The organism is Chelativorans sp. Marseille-P2723 (assembly GCF_902809845.1).
Taxonomy (GTDB): domain Bacteria; phylum Pseudomonadota; class Alphaproteobacteria; order Rhizobiales; family Rhizobiaceae; genus Chelativorans.
Genome location: NZ_CADDWI010000008.1, coordinates 532,999 through 553,994 on the forward strand (window position 1 = coordinate 532,999; position 20,996 = coordinate 553,994).

Genomic DNA, 20,996 nt, shown 5'->3' on the forward strand with positions numbered 1-20,996 from the left:
GCGGAATCACTCAACGGCGGCGGCCGCGTCATATCCGTAGAGCCAGTCGAGATCGGCAGCCAGCTTCTGCCCGTCCCGCAGCCGCAAGGCGAGATTGCGCGCAAACGCCACCGGGCCGCTTGCGTGCCAGACGAAGCGATTGAAGCTCCCGCGCCTTGCAACACGTGCAAGGCGGGGGCGCCTGAGACGCTCAAAATCGTGAAGCACCTGCGCCGCACCTCCGCGGAAGTAGAGCGCCGCCAGAGTGGCAGCGTCCTCGATGGCCATGGCAGCGCCCTGTGCAAGGTAGGGCGGCAATGCATGAGCCGCATCGCCGATGAGGGCGAGCACGCCGGGATGGACCCAGCGGGCGCGGTTGCGTACCTCATGAACTGGCCACGTCGTCCATGCTCCAGCAGTCTTGATGAGCGACAGGAGGGGAGGGGCAGCGCGTTCGGTTTCTTTCAGAAGGTGGACCATGTCCGCGTCACTGGCCCACCCGCGGCTTAATTCCGGGCTGCGGGTGATCGCCACCAGGTTGATCTCCGAACCCCCACGCAGGGGATAGGCGATGAGATGAAAGTCCGGCGCAAGACAGGCTACGACTCCGTCAGACGGAAGTATCGCTGCGGCCACGCCATTCGCTGCCTCCCTGCGCAGGATGGCGCGAAAGGCAGCCTGGCCGGTGAAGCGGCTGCCCCCGCCCGTGAGCTTCCGAAGCTGCGACCACACTCCATCTGCGCCAACCAGCAGCCGGCATGTGGCCTCTGAGGAACTGCGTTCTCCTCCGGCGGTGATAAAACGAACACCTTCCGGCTCAAATGTCACATCGGTGACCGCCACGCCGGTTCTTAAAGTGATGGTGGCCGTTTCGGTGACGCAGTCGAGAAGGGCGCGCTGGAGGTCGGCGCGATGTGCCACCATATAAGGCGCTCCCCACCGCCTTTCCGCTGCCTGGCCCAGCGGTATGGCGGCCAGTGTGTTGAGGCTTCCCGCGTCCTTAAGGAAGATGGCCTGCGGCCTCACGGACTTTCCTTCAAGCCGGGCAAGGACCCCCCACCGCTTCAGAAGACGGGTGGCGTTAGGAGAGAGTTGCAGTCCCGCGCCCACCTCCTCCAGACGCTCTGCGCGTTCCAAAATGGTAACGGATGCTCCGCCCGCGGCAAATGCAAGGGCCGCAGAAAGGCCGCCTATTCCCGCCCCAGCGATGACGATTTCATCCATGTGGGCAGCGCCAGGGCCTTAAGCTGGACCATCCTCGAACAGGCCGCCGGGCGGCACCGTCTCATGCGCGTTCAGCTTCGGATTGTAACGGTAAAGGGTGGAGCAGTAGGGGCAGATGCGCTCTTCGTCCTCGCCCATGTCCAGGAAGATGTGCGGATGATCGTTGGGAGGCAGCGCTCCCATGCACATGAATTCCTTGACGCCGATCTCAATCGAGCGGTGGCCTTCCGTGTTGTGGAAATGCGGTGTTGCGTCGCCCGCCATGAACATCTCCGGAAAAGGGGGGATATTTATGCTGCGTTTGGAGCATAAATGCCTTCTTTGCAAGTCTGTGATATGAAACTGTCGCAAAAGCCTGTCACCAACCCGTATTAGGGAAAAGGGGGCGAACGAGAGCGGACGGTGAGCGTAATGAACGAGCTGAAGCCCGTCAGGAATGAGTTTCCCACCGATCCGGAAGACGCGGCCGAGATCGCGCTCAACAGCCCGGACCGTTTCGTCAACCGGGAATTCTCCTGGCTCCAGTTCAACAGCCGGGTACTGGAAGAGTCGCAGAATCCGAATCATCCCCTTTTGGAGCGGTTGCGCTTCCTTTCCATTTCGGCGGACAATCTCGACGAGTTCTTCATGGTGCGCGTGGCCGGTCTTGCCGGCCAGGTTCGCGAGGGGATCACGGAAAGAAGCGCGGATGGACGCACGCCGGAACAGCAGCTTGAACATATATTGCGCGAGGTGGACGAGTTGCAGATGGAGCAGCATGGCAGCCTCATCCGGCTGCTGGAAATGCTCCGCGATGAGGGTATCGCCATCGTGCGGCCAGATGCGCTTTCGGCTGAGGATAGAAGCTGGGTCGAGCAGCACTTCATGGATGAGATCTATCCGGTGCTCACCCCGCTTTCCATCGATCCCGCCCATCCATTTCCGTTCATTCCAAACTTGGGCTTTTCCATTGCCTTGGCGCTGGAGAACCTCTCCAGCAATGAGAAAATGACCGCGCTCCTGCGCCTGCCGACAACGTTGCCACGCTTCATTGCGCTTCCGGAACAGCCGGAGATGGTGCGCTTCATTATGCTGGAAGACGTGGTGGAGATGTTCACCTCCATACTCTTCCCCGGCCACAAGGTGAACGGTTCCGGCACTTTCCGCATTATCCGCGACAGCGATATCGAGGTGGAGGAGGAGGCGGAAGACCTCGTCCGCTTCTTCGAGACAGCATTGAAGGAGCGCCGCCGCGGCTCCGTTATCCGCATCGAATTTGAAAGCACGATGCCGGAAGGGCTGCGCGATTTCGTTGCCACGGAGCTCGGCGTTGCGCCCCCTCGCATTAGCGTTCTTGAGGGTCCGCTTGCCATCAACCAGATTTCCGAGCTCTTCAGGCTGCCGCGGGACGAGCTTAAATTCCAACCCTACAATCCGCGCTTCCCAGAGCGCATCCGCGAGCATGGGGGCGATTGTTTTGCTGCCATCCGTGAGAAGGACATCATTGTCCATCACCCTTATGAAAGCTTCGACGTTGTGGTGCAGTTCCTGCGGCAGGCGGCGAATGATGCAAATGTCGTGGCTATCAAGCAGACGCTTTACCGCACATCCAACGACAGCCCGATCGTGCGCGCACTGATTGACGCGTCCGAATCTGGCAAGTCGGTCTCGGCGCTGGTGGAGCTGAAGGCGCGCTTCGACGAAGAGGCTAATATCCGCTGGGCGCGCGATCTGGAGCGGGCAGGCGTGCAGGTGGTGTTCGGCTTTGTAGAACTAAAGACGCACGCCAAGATGTCGCTGGTGGTGCGGCGGGAGGAAGGGCGCCTGCGCAATTATGTGCATCTGGGCACAGGCAATTACCACCCGATCACTGCGCGCATCTATACGGACCTTTCCTACTTCACCGTCGATCCGGCGATCGCTCATGATGTGGCGAAGGTGTTCAATTTCATCACCGGTTACGCCGAACCGGACGTCAACATGAAGCTTGCCGTCTCTCCCTTCACCCTCAGAAACCGCATTCTGGAGCACATCCACGCGGAGGTGGAGCATGTGAATGCAGGTCGTCCGGCGCAGATCTGGATGAAGATGAATGCACTGGTCGATCCTGAAGTGATCGACGCGCTCTACAGGGCTTCGCAGGCGGGCGTGGAGATCGACCTAGTTGTGCGCGGCATTTGCTGCCTGCGCCCACAGGTGCCGGGACTTTCGGAGAATATCCGTGTGAAATCCATCGTCGGGCGTTTTCTGGAGCACAGCCGCATCTACTGCTTCGGCAATGGCCATGGACTGCCTTCCGATGAGGCGATCGTCTATATCGGCTCTGCCGACATGATGCCCCGCAATCTCGATCGCCGCGTCGAATGCATGGTGCCCATTATTAATCCGACCGTGCATGAACAGGTTCTCGGTCAGATCATGCTAGGAAATATCATGGACAACCAGCAGAGCTGGGAGGTATTGCCTGACGGCACCTCAAGGCGCATGAAGCCGGAGGACGGAGAGGAAGCGTTCAACGCGCAGGAATATTTTATGACCAATCCAAGCCTGTCAGGTCGCGGCCATGCCCTCAAGTCCCACGCACCGAAGAGAATCGCCGCTTTCAAACGGCGCAAGAAAGCGCTTGCGGACGGCTGACCGCTCGTGAGCCTGAAAAACTCGCAGGGACGGCTGCAGGACCGGCGACCGGTTTCCGTCATCGATATCGGATCGAACTCGATTCGTCTGGTGATCTATGAGGGGATTGCCCGATCGCCGACATTTCTGTTCAACGAGAAGATGCTTGCCGGACTTGGCCGTGGAATTGTAACCACGGGCGAACTCGACCCGGACGGAGTCTCTCGTGCGCTGGAGGAGTTCAGACGGTTCCGGGCGCTTTCAGAGCAGGCAGGTTCGGATTCGCTGCATGTGCTGGCCACCTCTGCCGCCCGGGAAGCGAAGAACGGGCCAGAGTTCATCCGACGTGCCGAAGAGATTCTGGGTACGAATATCCGCGTACTTTCGGCGCGCGAGGAAGCCGGTTACTCCGCATTGGGCGTCACTTCCTCCTTCCATGGGGCCGATGGCGTGATGGGGGACCTGGGCGGCGGCAGCCTGGAACTGGTGGACATCAAGAGCCATGAGAGGGGCGAGGGCATCACCCTGCCGCTCGGCGGCCTGAGATTGCAGGATATGGCGGGCGGCTCCCTGGAGGCGGCAGGGCAGATCGCCCGGGCGGAGGTCGCTCGTGCCGAATGGCTGGGCGAGTGCGAAGGAAGAACCTTCTACTGCGTCGGCGGCACCTGGCGAAACCTTGCCCGGCTTCATATGAGCGTCACCCGCTACCCGCTGGAGGTCATGCACCATTACGAGCTGGACCCCGAGAAATGCCTGCCTTTCCTGAAGCGCGTTGCACAGGGTAATGTGAGCAAAATGAAAGGCATCGAGCGCGTGTCAAAGAACCGGCGTGCTCTCCTGCCATTTGGTGCGACGGTGCTGCTTGAGGTCATCCGGGCTGCGAAGCCTGCCAGGATCGCCATCTCCGCCAATGGCGTGCGTGAAGGCTATCTTTATTCGCTGCTGCCGGAGAAAGCGCGTGGAGCGGACCCGCTCCTCTCGGCCGCCGAGGAACTGGCGCTGCTGCGTGCCCGCTCGGTTACCCATGCGCACGAGCTTGCCGATTGGACAGGTGAAGCCTTCGCTGCTCTTGGCATCGAGGAGACGAAGAATGAGGCGCGCTACCGGCGCGCCGCGTGTCTTCTTGCAGACATCGGCTGGCGCGCGCATCCGGAATATCGCGGTACGCAGTCGCTCAACATCATTGCTCATGGCTCGTTCGCCGGAATTGACCATCCTGGTCGCGCCTTCATCGCGCTTACCAGCATGTTCCGCCACGAAGGGCTGTTTAACGATGAGCTGTCGCCGGAAATGCGCAAACTTGCAACGCCCCTTTATGCGGAAAGGGCGCGGCTGCTGGGCGGGCTCATGCGAGTGGTGTACCTGCTTTCCGCCTCCATGCCTGGCGTCATTCCCCGGCTGAAATGGGAAAGGCGAAGCGATGGCGCACTGGCACTCATCATCCCGCGGGACAGAGCGGATCTCATGGGTGCAAGACCTCAAGGTCGAATGGCTCAACTCGCCAAGCTGACGGGCCGAAATCTTGTGCTGGAGGTGGCAAGCCGAGATTAGCTGAACGCCTGCCACAAATGGAGGAAACAATGGCGGAAGTTCTCGTTCTGCCCAAAGGTGCGGGCCGATCATACGAAATGAAGAAGATGCGGGCGATCTTCAAGGCGGACGAGGAGGAGACCGCTCAGCGCTATTCCGTGTCCGAATGGTGGCTTGAGCCTGGATGCGAAGGACCCGGCGCTCACTCGCACGAGAAGAATGACGAAATTTTCTACGTCATCGAGGGCACCGTTGCCATCCTTCTCGGCAGTGAGTGGATAGAGGCTGAAGCCGGCGCATTCATCCGCATTCCCGCAGGGGTAACGCATGACTTCCGGAACACGAGCGGCAAGACGGCCGGAATGCTGAATGTTTTCATTCCCGGTGGCTTTGAGCGGCACATGCCCGCCATCGTCGACTGGTTCGCGGCAAACGGCTGAAGCAGAGCAGGGGAGTTACCGCAAGCTCTTGGCGCTCCACAACAGCTTTCAAAACCCGCCCAGGTTTACGCCGCTACCCGTCCGGCTCCTCACTCGGCTGCGCTTACCATGCTGCTTTCCGGTGTAAAGGTCTCGATACGCCGGTTCGAAAAACGCAGCGCCGTTTCACCGCGCAGGAGTTTCAAAGCCTCCTCACCGAAAACGTCGCGGCGCCAGCCCGTAAGGGCGGGCACGTTGGCCTTCTCGCCCTGAGCGGCGATTCGCTCGATATCATCGCTGGAGGCGAGCAGCTTCGGCGCAACGGATTCGCGCTCTGCAACGAGTTTCAAAAGCACCTTGATGAGTTCGGCTGCGGCGGCCGCGCCTTCAGGCGCGTGCTGCGGCTTCGGGAGTTTGGGCAATGCTTCTTTCGGCAACGCCAAAGCCTCATTCACCGCCTTCAAAAGACCGGCAGCGGCCGCTGAACGTTCCCAGCCACGGGGGGTGCTCCTGAGCCGTGCGAGCGCCTCCGGATCGCGGGGCTGCTGCTGAGCCACCTCGTAGATCATTTCGTCTTTCACGACACGGCCGCGGGGGACGTTGCGCTCTCGCGCCTCGCGCTCCCGCCAGGTCGCCACGCTCTGCATCACGGCGAGTTCGATCGGCTTTCGCACCCTCATCTTGAGGCGCTTCCAGGCATCCTCGGGGTGCGGGTCATAGGTTTCCCGGGCGGTAAGGACGTCCATCTCTTCCTTGAGCCAGTGCGCGCGGCCCTCCCGTTCCAGCTCTGCCTTCAGATGCTGGTAGACGGGAATAAGGTGCGTGACGTCGGCGAGCGCGTAGCTGAGCTGCTTTTCGGAAAGAGGGCGGTGGCGCCAATCTGTGAAGCGTGAGGTCTTGTCGATATGCTCCCCAGTAACGCGGGAGACGAGCTGGTCGTAGGAGATGCTGTCTCCAAAGCCACAGACCATGGCTGCAACCTGGGTATCGAAGATCGGGACGGGGATGAGCCCGCCTTCATGATAGATGATTTCGATATCCTGTCGAGCAGCGTGAAAGACTTTCATCACCTTCTTGTTGTCCATCAGATCGAAGAAGGGGGAAAGGTCGAGCCCCGCAGACAAGGGATCGATAAGGGCGGTTGTGCCGGGTGCAGCCATCTGGATCAGGCAGAGTTCCGGCCAGAAGGTGGTCTCGCGAATAAATTCGGTGTCGATCGTGACGAAGTCGGACTTTTCGAGCGCGGCGACCGCTTCCTTCAGTTCTTGTGCGCTTGTGATCAGTTGCATGGATGTTTCTTAGGCGCAGATTGCAAAAAAGGAAAGAAGGGGGTTTTCAACCAATCAGCCATTTTCGCGGTTCGCAACACGTCTTGCCATGCGGATAAAGATGGGCGACGTCCTGAGCAAGGCGGCGAAACGGCCGCGCCGCTCCGTCGGTACCGCGTCGCCAGCGCCGATCCGGTAAAGCGTAATGAGAATGAATATAATGTAGGCCGCCGCTATAAAGGCGAAAAGGCCCCCTGACCCATAAATCTGCATGAGCAGGGACGCAGCGATCGGACCCACGACCGCGCCCGTGGAATAAAACAGTATGAGCCCTGCCGCAACCTGCACATACTCGCCGCTCGTCGCCCGGTCATTAGCATGTGCAGCCGTCAGAGAGTAAATTGGCATGGCGAAGGAACCGAAGACGAAAATCAGAGCATAACCGGTAATTCCACCGGCGCCGAGCATGAATATGGCAAGTGTGCTTGCTGCGGCGGCGGTTGTTGAAGCCAAAATCACATAACGCCTGTCCCAGCGATCAGAGAGTGCACCCAGCGGATATTGCATGAGGGCGCCGCCTATAATGCCGGCGTTGAGGAAGGTGACAATTTCGGCCACGGAGTAACCAACGGCATCGGCATAGACGGGGCCGACCATGCGGAAGGCGCCGTTCGTGAGGCCGACGGTGATGGCGCCGAGCATCGCAAGCGGCGAGACCTGCCAGACGGCCGAGACGTCGAGTCGAAGTTCCGCAGGAGGCGTGGGGTTGGACCGGTCGCCGATCGAAACCGGTACCAGAGAAAGGGTGATTATCATCGACGTGAGGGCGAATACGGTAAATCCCTCCACTCCGACCGCCGGGATAATGTACTGCGAGCCGGTGATCGCTACAATGTCGATGATGCGGTAAATCGCAAGCACGCGCCCGCGATTCTCATTCTTAGCACCGGAGTTGAGCCAGCTTTCAATGATGGTGAAGAGGCTGGAGAAGCAGATTCCATTTAGAAGGCGGACGGCCGTCCAGACATAGGGGTCGATGATGAGGACGAGCAGCAGCGTGCCAGTTGCAGCCAGCGCTGCCATTGCGGCGAAAGCCCGGATGTGCCCGACGGAGCGAAGGAGCCGGGGTATATAGAGGCAACCGATGACGAAACCCAGGAAATAGGCTGTCCCCATGATGCCGATGGAAATGGGACTGAAGCCTTCAGCCACGCCGCGCAGGGCGATCAACGTCCCCATAAGGCCATTGCCGGCTAGCAGAATGCCCGCAGCGATAAGAAGGGGAACAAGCGGGCGAAGGCCGGACATGCGCATAGGCCGTAGGGAGCAAAGATGTCCTACTTTAAGCGTGCTTTTTCCTCGCGCTATAGGCCAGCCGTTAAAGGTGTTGGAGACAAGGCCACCAAGACTACGCCACCAAGCAGGACTTACGCTGAAGGCTGAGTCTGTTCGTCCTCAAGCGCCGCCATGAAGGTGTTGAGCCAGTTCTTGGCATCATGACGTCGAATGCGTTCCATCAGGGCCTTCTGCCGCTTTTGTCTCTCTTCCAGCGGCATGGTTAGCGCGCGGCGTAGATTGCGCGCCATGTCGTCAACATCATAAGGATTGACGATCAGCGCCTCATGCAAATCCTCCGCTGCACCCGCGAATTTCGACAGCACTAGGACGCCGGGATTGTCCATCGACTGGGCGGCGACATACTCCTTGGCGACCAGATTCATCCCGTCGCGTAGCGGCGTTACGAAGCCAACCGGGCTTGCCCGATAAAGCGCAGCCAGTGCATCGCGCGGTACTGTGCCGTGGATATAGCGCACCGGCGTCCAGTTGAAGTCGGCGAAGCGACCGTTGATCTCACCGGACAGCGCCTCCAGTTCCTTCCGGATGGAGACATAGGCGTCGACCTCTTCGCGCGTTGGCGTTGCAATTTGCATCAGTGCCACCGACTTGCGCATCTCCGGATAGAGCTCCAGTAGGCGGGCAAAGGCGCGCAAACGGTCGGGCAGGCCTTTTGTGTAATCCAGCCGGTCCACACCAATGATCTGACGGCGGCCGAGAATCGCGCGCCGCTGCGTCTCAATCTGGACCTCATCATTTGGCTGCTCGGCCATGGCGATGAAAGAATCCACATCGATGCCGATGGGAAAGCAACCGGCAATTACCTCCCTTTCGCCAATCCTGATGCGCTCATCCGGCTTGATCCAGCTTCCCAGATTGTCCTCCACGTAATGATGAAGATTGCCAAGATCCGTATTGGTCTGAAAGCCGATCACGTCGAATTCCAGCAGGCTTTCGACAAGCCAGCGATGGCGTGGCACCGCCGCCAGGATCTCCGGCGGAGGGAAGGGGATATGCAGGAAAAAGCCCATGCGCTGCTGGCAGCCGCGCCGCCGCAACTCCGCTGCAAGCGGAATCAGGTGATAGTCATGAATCCAAACGAGATCATCTGGTTTCAGGATCGCCATCAGCGCGTTGGCAAACTTCGCGTTGACGCGGCGGTAGCCGTCTAAAAAGGCCGTCTTGAAATCGACAAGGTCGAGCCGGTAATGGAAGAGCGGCCACAGGACACTGTTGGCGAAGCCCAGATAATAGTCGCTGTAGTCCTGTTGCGTCAGCGGAATGGTCGCCTGCGTGACCTCGCCTATTTTCCGGATGCGCGGCTCAGGCTCCGCTTCGTACTTCAGAGACTGGCCATCCCAGCCCATCCAGACCCCTCCGCGCTCGCGAAGGGAATCGGCAAGTCCTACCGCCAATCCCCCAGCCTGCGCAGTCCTGGTCAGATCAGCAACTCGGTTCGAGATGACGACAAGTCTTCTCACACAACCGTCTCCCATGGTTTGGATAGCCGTCTTGCGGCGTTAATAATCCCTACCATTGAATAGGTCTGGGGGAAATTGCCCCACATCTCGCCTGTCGTGGGGTGGGTGTCCTCCGACAGAAGGCCAAGTGGATTGCGGGCTTTCAAGAGGGCTTCGAATATGTCGCGAGCCTCATCTGCCCGGCCGATGCGGGCAAGTGCGTCCAGCCGCCAGAAAGCACAGATATTGAACGAGACTTCCGGTTTTCCGAAGTCATCCGCTGCTTCATAACGCAGCATGTGGGGTCCGTTTGCAAGCACCTTTTCAAGCTGGTCGACCGTGCTAACGAACCGCGGATCAACGGGATCGATGAAGCCGACCTCCGCCATCAAAAGAACGCTTGCATCGAGTGTCTCACCACCGAAGCTTTCGACAAACGCCTTGCGCTTCTCGGACCAGGATTCGGCAAGTATGCGCTCCTTAATCTCGTCGGCCCGCTTTCTCCAATGTCGCTCGCGAGCCGCTTCTCCCATTTGTGTGGCGATGTGCGCGAGCCTGTCGCAGGCTGCCCAGCACATCAGGCTGGATGATGTGTGAACGCGCGATCTGGAACGGAGTTCCCACATCCCCGCATCGGGCTTGTTGTGCAGTCGGTAAGCTTGCTCGCCTGCAGCTTCGAGAAGCTGGAAATCGCTGAGCGAAGGGGTCATTTCTATGCGGCGATCGAAAAATATCTGGGCCGCACCGAGGATGACATTTCCATAAACGTCGTGCTGGTAGTGTTCGTGCGCCTGGTTGCCGCTGCGCACCGGTCCCATGCCGCGATAGCCGGGAAAGTGGTCGAGAATGTTTTCAGTCAGCTCGCGTTCGCGGCCGATACCGAATACGGGCTGGAGATGGCCGCCATCTGCGTCTGCTACTATATCCATGAGATAGCGGAAATAGTTCTCCATCGTCTGAACTGTGCCCAGACTGTTAAGAGCACGCACGACGAAGAAAGCATCGCGCAGCCAGCAAAAGCGGTAATCCCAGTTGCGGCCGCTTCCCGGCGCCTCAGGTATGCTGGTAGTCATTGCTGCAATGATGGCGCCGGTAGGCTCGTAGGTGCACAGCTTCAGCGTGATTGCCGCCCGGATCACAGCTTCCTGCCATTCAAAGGGCAGCGCAAGATTGCTTACCCAGCCGCGCCAGTAGGCGCAGGTGCGCTCCTCGAAATCCCGGGCAACATCGGTAACGTTGCCCGACAGCGTCTCATCAGGGCCGAAGACAAAGTCGACCGGGCCCGTCAGGTTGAAGTAGGTTTCGTCCAAGACGTAATCGACGGGGGCATCTGTGGTAAGCCGCAACGTCATTTCCGGTCCCACGTAGCGCAGGTGGTTGGAGCCGCGCGTGATCTGAGGGCGTACGGTGCCGTAGGCGAATGTGGGGCGAACCCGTACACGAATGCGCGGAGTGCCGGAAATGGGGCGCACCCGCCGTACCAGCGTTTGCGGTCGGAAGATCCGGTCGCGCCAGTAAAAGCGCGGCGCACAGTCAATGATCTCCACCGAACCAGACGTTCCATGCAGTGTTGTGGACAGGACCGCAGTATTGGGCTCGTAGCTCTGTTCGGTCTCGGCGAGATCTTCGAGCTCGATTGAAAAAAGCCCCTCTTCGGGATCGTCGTCACCCGCCAGCAGAGCGTTGAACACCGGATCACCGTCGAAACGCGGCAGACAACACCAGAGAATTCTGGCCTTGGGGTCGATCAGAGCAGAAAAGCTGCAGTTACCTACAGCGCCGAGATTAAGAGTGGTCATTATAAGCCTTGTTCCGTCAATAATTGGGAGTCAAAGCAATCCGCTAGCCTGGCGAGCCAGGCCCGGAATGCGTCTGTTCCTTCGCTGCGAAAGGATGCAGCGGTGGTACCGCTGCCGATCTTGATGGAGATGCCCTCAGAGCGTGCAACCTCGCGAAACGCATCCTCATCGGTTACGTCATCTCCGGCAAAAAGGGGCCGACGCCCTCGAAACGGCAGCTCCTTCATGAAAGCCGCGATGGCGTCCGCCTTGGTGGCCTCCCCAGCCTTGATCTCGATCACCATTTTGCCACTCAGGATGTGAAGGCCGGAGTGGCCGTCCAGTGCAGCATGAACCGCTGCTGCCGCGGCGTCCGCAAGTTCGGGCCGCTGGCGGTAGTGCAGTGCAATCGAGCCTCGCTTCGTTTCAAAAAGAAGCCCTGGATTGGCATCAGCGAACGCCTTCAACTTTCTCTTCAACGCGCCGAAACCCTTCTCGTCAATCGCTACGGCGCTTCGCGTGCCTCGGGCCGTTCGCCGTTCCAGACCGTGCACCCCCGCTACAGGAAGGTAAAGGGGCGCCAGAAACCGGTCGATATGGTCGATCGGCCGGCCGGTTACAATGGCAAGAGCGCCTTGGGTGCTTCTTTCAAGGCGGCGGAGAATGTCGCAGGTGACCGCGGGAACCGAGACAGCGTCCGGATGTTCGGCAATGTCTGCAAGCGTACCGTCGAAATCCAGGAACAGGGCAGTCGATTCTGGTTTTAGGTTGGAAGGGTCCAATGATATCAAAGGTGCGGGTTGTCCGGTCATGTTATTTGCAGTCGCTGCGAATCAAGAGAGTTGGGAATGACCGTGATATTATCGACCGGATCACGGCTGAATCGGTTCCAGACGCCTGCCGGCAGGCAATGACTCCGGCCACGTCGCGACGCAGATAAAGCGGTTTTTCACTTTCGACAAGGGTGGTAACGGAGATGTCACGATTGATGGGATGGCCATTTGCCGCAACGTTGCTTGCGGTTCTGGCATTTGCTGCGCAGGCGCAAGCGCAGGCAAGACCCGATACGCGCACCATGAGCTGTGAGCAGGGCAGGGCACTCGTGCAAAGCACCGGTGCTATCGTGCTCACGACGGGGCCACACACTTATGACCGTTTCGTTGTGGACGGCCGTTTCTGCCCGTCCGGACAGATCGCGGAACCAGCGTGGGTACAGACAGGCGACGCTGCACGATGCAGGATCGGCAATATCTGTGTCCTGGCTCCCGACCCGGAGGATTTCTGGCGGTTCAGGCGCTGACTCCTCCTAGCCACCCCGTCTTGCTGCAATGTAGCGCCGCAACCGCAGGGCTGCGTCGTGAAGGACGTCCTCCTCCTGACACATGGATATTCGCACATGGCCTCTTGCCGCAGAGCCGAAGCTCGTTCCGGGCAGCACGGCGACGCGCTCGCCCTCCAGCAGGCCCCAAGCGAACGCCTCACAGTCGGGTTCAACCTGGGATATGTCGAGCATCACATACATCCCGCCTTCGGAGCCGCGAACGGTGACCCCATTAACGCCATGCAAGGCATTAAGGAATGACTGGCGCCGGGTATCATAGCGGGAAGCGATGTCGGCCACGCCATGGCCGTTCTCCACGGCGGCGATAGCGGCCTGTGAGACGAATTCGTTCATCCCGTAGCTGGAGACGAGATTCAGGCTGGTAAGATGCCGGATGATCTCGGAAGGTCCGGTCAGCCACCCGACGCGCCAGCCTGTCATTCCATGGCTTTTCGAAAGGGAATTGACGACAAGTGTGCGCTCTTTCATGCCGGCCAACGCGCGCGGGGAGACATGCTCGCGGCCCGAGGCGAGCGTCCAGTAAACCTCGTCAGATACGAGCCATAGATCATGGCGGCGGCAGAGATCGGCAATGCACTCCAAAGTGGCGCGGGAATAGACGGCGCCAGTGGGATTGTTGGGAGAGTTGATAAGGATCATCCGGGTTTCGGGGCGCAACGCGGCAGCGATAGCGGCGGGATCCGGCTCGAAGCCGTTTTCCGCAAGCGTTTCTACCTCGGTGAAGCTCGCCCCCGCTGCTCGCACAGTGCCGGGGTAGGTCGCATAATAGGGGGAAAGGATAACCGCATGAGTCCCCGGATCCAGCACCGCCTGACACGCTGCAAATAGCGCACCCTGCCCCCCCTGGGTGACGATCACTTCCTCAGGCAGAGTCTCAACGCACGTGCATTCCGTCGATAGCCGCGCCATACCGGAGCGCAGTCGAGGCAGCCCCGGAAGCTGCACATAATGGTGTGCTCCGCCGGTCACGGCTTCCACACAGGCGGCGACCGTTTCGGCGGGACTGTCGAAATCGTGATCTCCCACCGACAGCATCAATATGTCCTCGCCCGCCTGCTTGCGCGTCAGGGCGGCAAAGTGGACCTCCCAGCCATCCTTGCCGGAAGGAATAATGCCGGTGATACGTCTTGAAGGTTCAGGCATTGGCAACTCTTGTCGTGGGAACGGGCGAAAGCTGGATCGGCTCTTGGAAAGCGATGAGCAAATAGAAATTGCTTATTGCGTCCTTTGTGCGTCCGAACCGACGCCGGACCACGCCTCAGGGGTCCTATCCGCCGGAGCAAATGTCAAGCCCCGGAAAGGTGCTTAGCCTTGGCTCAACAGTTTGGCGGGGAGATCACCCATAGGACAACCGTCTTTTGGTTGCCGGGGTTGCACCACCGCAGCGGCTCGCCGCGTACGCAGAAGCTGTCGCCGGCTTCTAGTTGGTACCACTGGCCGGCGATCTCGATTTCAAGTTTTCCCGAAATGATATGGCCTGCCTCCTCGGCGGCGCGCTGATGCTTCTGCGCAAGGCCGCTGCCGGGCGCGAATTCGCAACGCAGGATCTCGAAGCGCCCGCCGAGATCGGGCGAAAGCAGTTCTTCCGTCACCCCGCTTTGATCCGAAGCGAGCCGCCGTCCCTTGCCGGCGCGCACCACAATCCGCGACTCGTTCTCATCTCCCGCCTGGGGCCGGAAGAAAAAGCTGACCGGCACCTTGAACTGATGCGACAATGCGCGAAGGTCCGCCAGGCTCGGCAGCGAAATGCCACGTTCCACCTGGCTCAGCCAGCCTACCGAGCGGCCAAGCCGGGCAGCAAGCCGGGCGAGCGTGAGGCCGTGGGCCTTGCGCAGGCACCGGATGTCTGCAGCAAGGACACGCAGCGCGCTGGATTTGATGTCGGCGTCCGGATTATTGGATTGGAGCGGCGGCATGGGATTTCCCTCTGGAAATTCATGAAACCGGCCTGTATGAAAAAATCAAGCAGATTTTCATATGGCGTGTCTGGCGGCGATGATTTGCCGGCAGAAGAGGCCAAAGCCCTGTAGGAAGGCAAGATGTTGGCACCCGACGACAAACGCACGGATGCGGCGGCTATTGCGGCCGTCGATCAGGCTCTGGCCTCTCGCCGATCTGTGCGCGCCTTCCTGCCCGACCCTGTTGATCACGAGACGATTTGCGAGATACTGCGGCTGGCCGCGCGCGCTCCCTCGGGTACCAACATGCAGCCCTGGAAGGTCTACGTTACGGAAGGACGAACAAAGGAACGGCTCTCCGAAGCCATCCTTTCCTCGGGCATACGGGCCGAAAAGGCGGAATGGGACGAGTACAAATACTATCCCGACAAGTTCTTCGAGCCCTATCTGACGCGCCGCCGGGCAGTGGGTTATGCGCTCTATGACCTGCTCGGTATTACCCGGCGCGAGGTGGAACGGATGCGCGCGCAGCACGATCGCAATTTCACCTTCTTCGACGCGCCTGTGGGCATGATCTTCACGATCGACCGTCGGCTCAACATGGGGTCGTGGATCGATTACGGCATGTTCCTGCAGTCCATCATGGTCGCCGCACGGGCGAGAGGGCTGCACACCTGTCCTCAGGCGGCCTTCGCACCCTATCATCGCATCATCCGGCCCATCCTCGGGATACCTGATGAGGAAATCGTCGTATGCGGAATGGCGCTTGGCTATGAGGATCCTGACAAACCGGAAAACCGGCTCAGGACCGAGCGCGCACCGCTTGAGGAATTCGTAGCCTTCGTCAGGTGAGGGCGGCCGCCGTTTTCGCCCAAGACAACGTTTTTACCAGCTTACGAAAATGTAATTCTCCGGCAAGCGCCTCGTAATGTTCGCCGTGGCAGAAGAAGAGCGTCCCCCCGCGCTGCCCGGCAGCACCACACGAGGAATGAATATGCTTCGCAAGACCTTACTTTCTGCAATAGCCCTTTCGCTTGTCGCCGGAACTGCCGCGTTCGCGCAGAATGCCGGTGACAGACAGCAAGGCGTGTCGAAGCGCGAAGGCGCTCGCCAGACGATGTTCCAACGCCTCGACCGCAATGGAGACGGCATCATCAGCTCGGACGAGTTCGCCGGCCGGCATCTGGATATGCTGAGGGCTGCCGATGCCGATGGAGACGGTACACTAACCCAGGACGAACTCCTCACCTACGTGATCAACCGCGAGTTTCAGCGCCGTGCCGAGCGCGCTGCCCGCTGGCTCGACATAGATGGCGATGGCACGGTTACGCTGGAGGAAATCGAGGCCCATCAGCAGAAGCGTTTTGCCCTTCTGGATCGCAATAATGACGGCGAACTCAGCCAGGAGGAACTGCGCCGGGGCGGCCATGGCTGGCGCGCAATGCACGAGCACCGCAGGGGCGAGCACGGTCCGCGCTTCTCCATGCGCCGGGGGGAGGGAAAGCAGCACAGGTTCATGCACCGCATGAAGCACGCCGAGACCGCTGCTCCCGCAACCCCTGCGGCGGAGACGGCAGAGTAATCAAGCACGTTTTACTGCAAAGGAGGGCCTGGCATAATCCGCCGGGCTCCATCCTTTCGGCCGAGCAGGCCGATTTTTCGGGACCATCCGATCCTGCTGTGCATTTACGTTGCGCTAAGGATAGGGCAGGAAAGCCGGCTGTCTAAGACACGTCTTCCGTCTGGATTTAGAGTTCTGAAGCGATTCCTGGCTTAGAGGGCGCTCTGGGGAGGCGTAGTGGGGGCCTCCGACAATTTAATTGGTGGGGGCCTTCAAATGGATGCGCGGCCTGAACGCATCGCCGTACCGCTGGCCGTCGATCTCGATGGTACGCTGATTGCGACCGATTTGCTGTGGGAAAGCCTTTTCCTGCTTATCCGCAAGCAGCCGCTTTGCATCTTCCTGCTTCCTTTCTGGTTGTGGCAGGGAAGGGCTCATCTCAAATGTCAGATTGCCGAGCGGATCGACTTCGATCCGGCAGCGCTGCCCTACCGGCAGGAGTTTCTGGATCTTCTTCGTGAGGAGCACAGGGCAGGGCGCCGCATCGTGCTTGCGACCGCAGCGGCGCGCCGGCTCGCCGAAAGCATTGCCGCGCATCTGGGGCTCTTCGACACGGTTGTCTGTACAGACCCCGGCTGCAACATGGCCGCCAAGACAAAGCGGCAGGCGCTTGCTACGCTCTTTGGTGACGGCGGCTTCGACTATGCGGGCAATGGCCAGGCTGACCTGCCGGTGTTCGATGCAGCCCATCGCGTGATCGTCGTTGCGCCGGACAGGCACGCGGCTCGATGGCACCGCCGCAACGGGGGCGATCTCATTTTGGCGCCGAAGGCGACCCTTAGGACTTTCGCGCGCATGATGCGGGTTCATCAATGGGTGAAGAACACACTCATCTTCGTGCCCATGATCCTCGCGCATCAGTATTTTAACGTGGAACTGATCATCGCCTGCCTTCTGGCATTTCTTTCCTTCAGCATGGCGGCTTCGGCCATCTACATTCTGAATGACTTCTTCGATCTTGCGCTCGACAGGCGCCATCCGACCAAGCGCAACCGGCCCTTCGCCAGCGGGATGCTCTCCATCCCCTTCGGCCTCGGCGTGATTGCAGGGCTGCTTGCCGCAAGCGCAGCGACGGCATTGCTGCTTCCGCCGCTCTTTGGGGCCGTCCTTTTGTTCTATCTCGTTGCGACGACCGCCTATTCGATCTTTGTCAAGAGGATGTTGCTGCTCGATGTGTTGATGCTTGCCGGGCTCTACACGGTGCGGCTGCTTGCCGGATGGGCAGCGACGGGGATCGAGGTTTCGTTCTGGCTTCTGGCGTTTTCCATCTTCTTCTTCCTGTCGCTGGCGCTGGTGAAGCGATATGTGGAGCTTCGCTCGACCGCGCTGCCGGAGGGCGAGCGCATCGCCGGACGCGGCTATCGCAAGGAGGATCAGGAAATCCTCGCGCAGGCAGGCATGGCTTCCGCCTTCTCCTCCGCGCTGGTGCTTGCGCTCTACATCCAGAGCGGTTCAGTACCGCAACTCTACAACTATCCGTGGCTGCTCTGGCCGCTTGGCCCCATTGTCCTCTATCTTACGATGCGGATCTGGATACTCGCCCGCCGCGGCGAATTGCACGACGATCCAATCGTTTTCATCATCAGCGACTGGCGCAGCCAGCTTTTTATGGCGCTTGGCGCCGTGCTTCTTTTCGGGGCAGGGCTGTAGATGGTGCGCGTGGTGCAAAGTTTCGGCCGTGTGGCAGCGGCCACGGCGCATGTTATTTCGGCCGACGAAGGCTTGAGCTTGCTCAAGTCCGCGCAGGCGAAACCGGCTTCACTGCTTCCCTATGGCAATGGCCGCTCCTACGGGGATACTTGCCAGAACACGGCGGGCGCGGTCATCGACATGAGGGGTAGGAACCGCATTCTCGACTTCGACACCCGCACCGGGCTAATCCGCGCGGAGGCGGGAGCGATGCTTGCCGACATCATTGTGGAAGCGGCGCCTCATGGGTGGTTTCCGCCGGTCGTGCCCGGCACGCGATACGTGACCCTCGGCGGCGCTATCGCCAATGACGTACATGGAAAGAATCATCACCGACGCGGCAGCTTCGGTTGCCACGTAACGGCGCTGACGCTGCTGCGTTCCGATGGCATAGTATATGAATGCGCACCCGACCGAGAGACGGAGCTTTTCCGCGCCACCTTGGGCGGCATGGGCCTTACCGGCCTCATCCAGGAAGCCACCATCCGGTTGATGCGGGTGGACTGCGCTGATGTGATCGAGAAGGTGCAGGGTTTTTCCTCACTCGACGAGTATTTCGATCTTGCCGAGGAGGCGGACGCAGCGAATGAATATGCGGTTGCGTGGATCGACCAGCTCGCGGGTGGGACTGCGGCAGGCAGGGGGCTTCTTCTTACTGCCAACCACGCGCCGGACGGTGTCTTTCGCCCGGCAGGCAGGGCAAGGCTTTCTGTTCCTTTGCAGCCGCCGCTCAACGTGTTGAACAAGCTGTCCATCCGCCTCTTCAATGCCGCTTATCAGCGAGCGAAACTGCGCCATGAAGGCCCCCGCCGCAGTCACTATGGAAGCTATTTCTTCCCGCTCGACGGTGTCGCCGGCTGGAACAGGCTCTATGGACCGCGCGGCCTTCATCAGCACCAGAGCGTCATTCCGGAAGGCGCGGCGCGGACGGTTGTTCCGGCTCTGCTTGCCGCCGCCAGAGATGCAGGAGAAGCATCGTTCCTCACGGTGCTCAAGCGCTTTGGGCCGCAGCGCTCACCGGCAATCATGTCCTTTCCTCGACCAGGCTTCACCCTCACGCTGGATTTTCCAAATCGCGGGAAGAAGACAGTTCAACTGCTTGAACAGCTTGACAAGATCACGATTGATGCCGGCGGGGCAGTGAACCCCTACAAGGATGTGCGTATGAGCGCTGGCGTCTTTGCTGCGTCCTTTCCCGGCTGGCGCATTCTGGAGCGCCAGCGCGACCCAGCGTTCATATCGGACTTCTGGCGCCGCACGGCCATGACACTCGAACCGGCACCACATGGGAAAGGGGCGGCGCACGATGATTGCAGGACAGTTACCGCGATGCGGAAGATTTGAGCCAATGACTTCACGCCATGTTTCAACCTTTGCGATAGCAAGCGGCGGGGACCAGCAGACGGGGCGGCAATGAAATATATCCCATTCATACTCTTTACGGTTTTCACGAACGCCGCAGCCCAGCTCATGTTGAAATACGGCATGATGACGATGGGGCCGCTCTCTTTCGCCGGCGTGAACCCGTTGCTCAAGGTCCTGCAAATCGTCTTCAGCCCATGGATTTTTCTGGGCCTGTGCGTCTTCGTGATCTCCATGGCGTCGCACCTTTTCGTGCTTTCGAAGGTTGAGCTCTCCTTTGCCTACCCCTTCCTGAGCCTAGCCTATGTGGCGGTAGCCGTGTTCGCTTATTTCCTGTGGCGTGAGGATCTCAACGCCTACCGCGTCGCCGGGATCGCGCTCATCTGCGTCGGCACGGTTCTCATCGCCCATAGCGGTCGCGATGCGCCGGAACAGGCTCTGGCCGGAATACCCCCTTCATCCGAAAGGTCGAATATCCGATGAGACACGTCATTTTCGGTGGCGACGGCTTTGTCGGCCGTCATCTTGCGCCCAAGCTGCTAGCCGATGGCCAGGAGGTCATCATTGCCGACATCGCCGAGGGCGAGCGGCCGCACTATCGACATGCAAAATTCGTCCATTGTGATGTAACCGACAGGACATCGGTCGAAGCCGTGGGAATCAAGCCGGATGACATGGTCTACAACCTGTCGGCCAAGATGCTGTCGCCGATCCAGATCCGCTCCAAGAGGCACGACTTCTTCTATCCCGTGAATTATCACGGAACGGTCCACATCATCGAGGCGATGGATAAGGTGGGTGCAAAGAACCTCATCCATTTCACCACAGACATGGTTTACGGCCATACGGTCACCTATCCCATGACCGAGGATCACCCGGTAAACCCGCTCGGCGAGTATGGCCGGTCCAAGGCCGATACCGAGATGCTCGCCGTCGAATGGCGCAGGCGCGGCATGAACATAGCGCTGTTCCGGCCGCGCCTCATCATCGGGCCAGGCAGGCTGGGCATTCTTGAAAAGCTCTTCAAGCTGATCGACCTGAACCTTCCCGTGCCGATGATCGGCTCGGGAAGAAATCCGTACCAGTTCATTTCCGTCTTCGATTGCGCGGAGGCTGCAAGGCTCGCCTGGAAGGCGGGGGTGCCCAACGAAGCCTACAATCTCGGCTCTCTCAACCCTCCGCCGGTGCGGAAGCTGCTTAAGACCCTGATCGCGCATGCCGGCTCACGCTCCTTCCTCATCCCGTCCCCCGGCTGGGCGGTGAAGCGGACGCTTGACTTCCTGGACCTGATCAACCTGCCGATCATGGACCCGGAGCAATATCTCATTGCCGACGAGATGTGCGTACTCGACGTGTCGAAGGGCGAACGCCAGCTCGGCTGGGTGCCTCAATACCGTGATGAGGACATGCTGATCGCCGCTTATGACGAATACCGCGCCAATAAGACCCGGCAGCCCGCGAAGGCACGGCAGGCACCAGCCGAATAGGAGCTTCAG

19 protein-coding genes are annotated in these 20,996 nt (G+C 59.9%); 10 read left to right on the forward strand and 9 right to left on the reverse strand.

Annotated features, from left to right (window positions below):
* Positions 1 to 6: 6 nt before the first annotated feature.
* Positions 7 to 1,203 carry an FAD-dependent monooxygenase gene (locus tag HUS57_RS04400; RefSeq protein ID WP_173931689.1) on the reverse strand — a complete coding sequence of 399 codons (1,197 nt, stop codon included), beginning with the start codon at positions 1,201 to 1,203 and terminating at the stop codon, positions 7 to 9.
* Between the two features lie 18 nt (positions 1,204 to 1,221).
* On the reverse strand, positions 1,222 to 1,467 hold the full coding sequence (locus HUS57_RS04405; RefSeq protein ID WP_173931690.1) for a zinc-finger domain-containing protein: 246 nt from the start codon (positions 1,465 to 1,467) through the stop codon (positions 1,222 to 1,224).
* Between the two features lie 147 nt (positions 1,468 to 1,614).
* Here HUS57_RS04405 and HUS57_RS04410 point away from each other — a divergent pair, with 147 nt between their 5' ends.
* The 3 genes from HUS57_RS04410 to HUS57_RS04420 are packed head-to-tail and all read left to right on the forward strand — an operon-like array spanning position 1,615 to position 5,768.
* Positions 1,615 to 3,819 carry an RNA degradosome polyphosphate kinase gene (locus HUS57_RS04410; protein WP_173931691.1) on the forward strand — a complete coding sequence of 735 codons (2,205 nt, stop codon included), beginning with the start codon at positions 1,615 to 1,617 and terminating at the stop codon, positions 3,817 to 3,819.
* A gap of 6 nt (positions 3,820 to 3,825) precedes the next feature.
* The gene (ppx, locus tag HUS57_RS04415; protein ID WP_173931692.1) at positions 3,826 to 5,349 is read left to right on the forward strand and encodes an exopolyphosphatase; all 1,524 of its coding nucleotides are present in this window, start codon (positions 3,826 to 3,828) and stop codon (positions 5,347 to 5,349) included.
* Between the two features lie 29 nt (positions 5,350 to 5,378).
* On the forward strand, positions 5,379 to 5,768 hold the full coding sequence (locus HUS57_RS04420; RefSeq protein WP_246727732.1) for a cupin domain-containing protein: 390 nt from the start codon (positions 5,379 to 5,381) through the stop codon (positions 5,766 to 5,768).
* Positions 5,769 to 5,857: 89 nt separating this feature from the next.
* Here the strand turns inward: HUS57_RS04420 and rnd are convergent, their stop codons facing one another.
* The 5 genes from rnd to otsB form a co-directional block, all read right to left on the reverse strand.
* A complete protein-coding gene (gene rnd / locus HUS57_RS04425; RefSeq protein WP_173931694.1) occupies positions 5,858 to 7,036 on the reverse strand; it encodes a ribonuclease D in 1,179 nt (392 codons plus the stop codon).
* Positions 7,037 to 7,090: 54 nt separating this feature from the next.
* Positions 7,091 to 8,323: an MFS transporter gene (locus HUS57_RS04430; RefSeq protein ID WP_173931695.1), complete on the reverse strand. Its 1,233-nt coding sequence runs from the start codon at positions 8,321 to 8,323 to the stop codon at positions 7,091 to 7,093.
* Between the two features lie 119 nt (positions 8,324 to 8,442).
* Positions 8,443 to 9,831 (reverse strand): alpha,alpha-trehalose-phosphate synthase (UDP-forming), encoded by a 1,389-nt coding sequence (otsA, locus tag HUS57_RS04435; protein ID WP_173931696.1) that lies wholly within the window; start codon positions 9,829 to 9,831, stop codon positions 8,443 to 8,445.
* Positions 9,828 to 11,609 (reverse strand): glycoside hydrolase family 15 protein, encoded by a 1,782-nt coding sequence (locus HUS57_RS04440; RefSeq protein ID WP_173931697.1) that lies wholly within the window; start codon positions 11,607 to 11,609, stop codon positions 9,828 to 9,830. Before HUS57_RS04440 ends, otsA begins: the two co-directional genes overlap by 4 nt.
* A complete protein-coding gene (gene otsB, locus HUS57_RS04445; protein WP_173931698.1) occupies positions 11,609 to 12,400 on the reverse strand; it encodes a trehalose-phosphatase in 792 nt (263 codons plus the stop codon). Before otsB ends, HUS57_RS04440 begins: the two co-directional genes overlap by 1 nt.
* A 164-nt stretch (positions 12,401 to 12,564) precedes the next feature.
* Here otsB and HUS57_RS04450 point away from each other — a divergent pair, with 164 nt between their 5' ends.
* Positions 12,565 to 12,888 carry a hypothetical protein gene (locus tag HUS57_RS04450; protein ID WP_246727733.1) on the forward strand — a complete coding sequence of 108 codons (324 nt, stop codon included), beginning with the start codon at positions 12,565 to 12,567 and terminating at the stop codon, positions 12,886 to 12,888.
* A gap of 6 nt (positions 12,889 to 12,894) precedes the next feature.
* Here HUS57_RS04450 and HUS57_RS04455 read toward each other — a convergent pair whose 3' ends face one another.
* Both HUS57_RS04455 and HUS57_RS04460 read right to left on the reverse strand, forming a co-directional pair.
* Positions 12,895 to 14,073, reverse strand: coding sequence for a pyridoxal phosphate-dependent aminotransferase (locus tag HUS57_RS04455; RefSeq protein ID WP_173931699.1), 1,179 nt, complete (start codon positions 14,071 to 14,073; stop codon positions 12,895 to 12,897).
* Positions 14,074 to 14,246: 173 nt separating this feature from the next.
* A complete protein-coding gene (locus HUS57_RS04460) occupies positions 14,247 to 14,846 on the reverse strand; it encodes a cupin domain-containing protein (protein WP_173931700.1) in 600 nt (199 codons plus the stop codon).
* A 123-nt stretch (positions 14,847 to 14,969) separates the two neighbouring features.
* Between HUS57_RS04460 and HUS57_RS04465 the strand changes: the two genes are divergently transcribed.
* The 6 genes from HUS57_RS04465 (at position 14,970) to HUS57_RS04490 (ending at position 20,987) form a co-directional block, all read left to right on the forward strand.
* Positions 14,970 to 15,680, forward strand: coding sequence for a nitroreductase (locus HUS57_RS04465; RefSeq protein WP_173931701.1), 711 nt, complete (start codon positions 14,970 to 14,972; stop codon positions 15,678 to 15,680).
* 142 nt (positions 15,681 to 15,822) lie between these two features.
* Positions 15,823 to 16,410, forward strand: coding sequence for an EF-hand domain-containing protein (locus tag HUS57_RS04470; RefSeq protein ID WP_173931702.1), 588 nt, complete (start codon positions 15,823 to 15,825; stop codon positions 16,408 to 16,410).
* 255 nt (positions 16,411 to 16,665) lie between these two features.
* Positions 16,666 to 18,099 carry a UbiA family prenyltransferase gene (locus HUS57_RS04475; protein WP_173931703.1) on the forward strand — a complete coding sequence of 478 codons (1,434 nt, stop codon included), beginning with the start codon at positions 16,666 to 16,668 and terminating at the stop codon, positions 18,097 to 18,099.
* Entirely contained in the window at positions 18,100 to 19,482 is a 1,383-nt protein-coding gene (locus HUS57_RS04480; protein WP_173931704.1) for an FAD-binding oxidoreductase, read from the forward strand.
* 69 nt (positions 19,483 to 19,551) lie between these two features.
* The gene (locus HUS57_RS04485; RefSeq protein WP_173931705.1) at positions 19,552 to 19,983 is read left to right on the forward strand and encodes an EamA family transporter; all 432 of its coding nucleotides are present in this window, start codon (positions 19,552 to 19,554) and stop codon (positions 19,981 to 19,983) included.
* Positions 19,980 to 20,987: an NAD(P)-dependent oxidoreductase gene (locus HUS57_RS04490; RefSeq protein ID WP_173931706.1), complete on the forward strand. Its 1,008-nt coding sequence runs from the start codon at positions 19,980 to 19,982 to the stop codon at positions 20,985 to 20,987. The genes HUS57_RS04485 and HUS57_RS04490 overlap by 4 nt, the downstream gene beginning before the upstream one ends.
* Positions 20,988 to 20,996 lie beyond the last annotated feature (9 nt).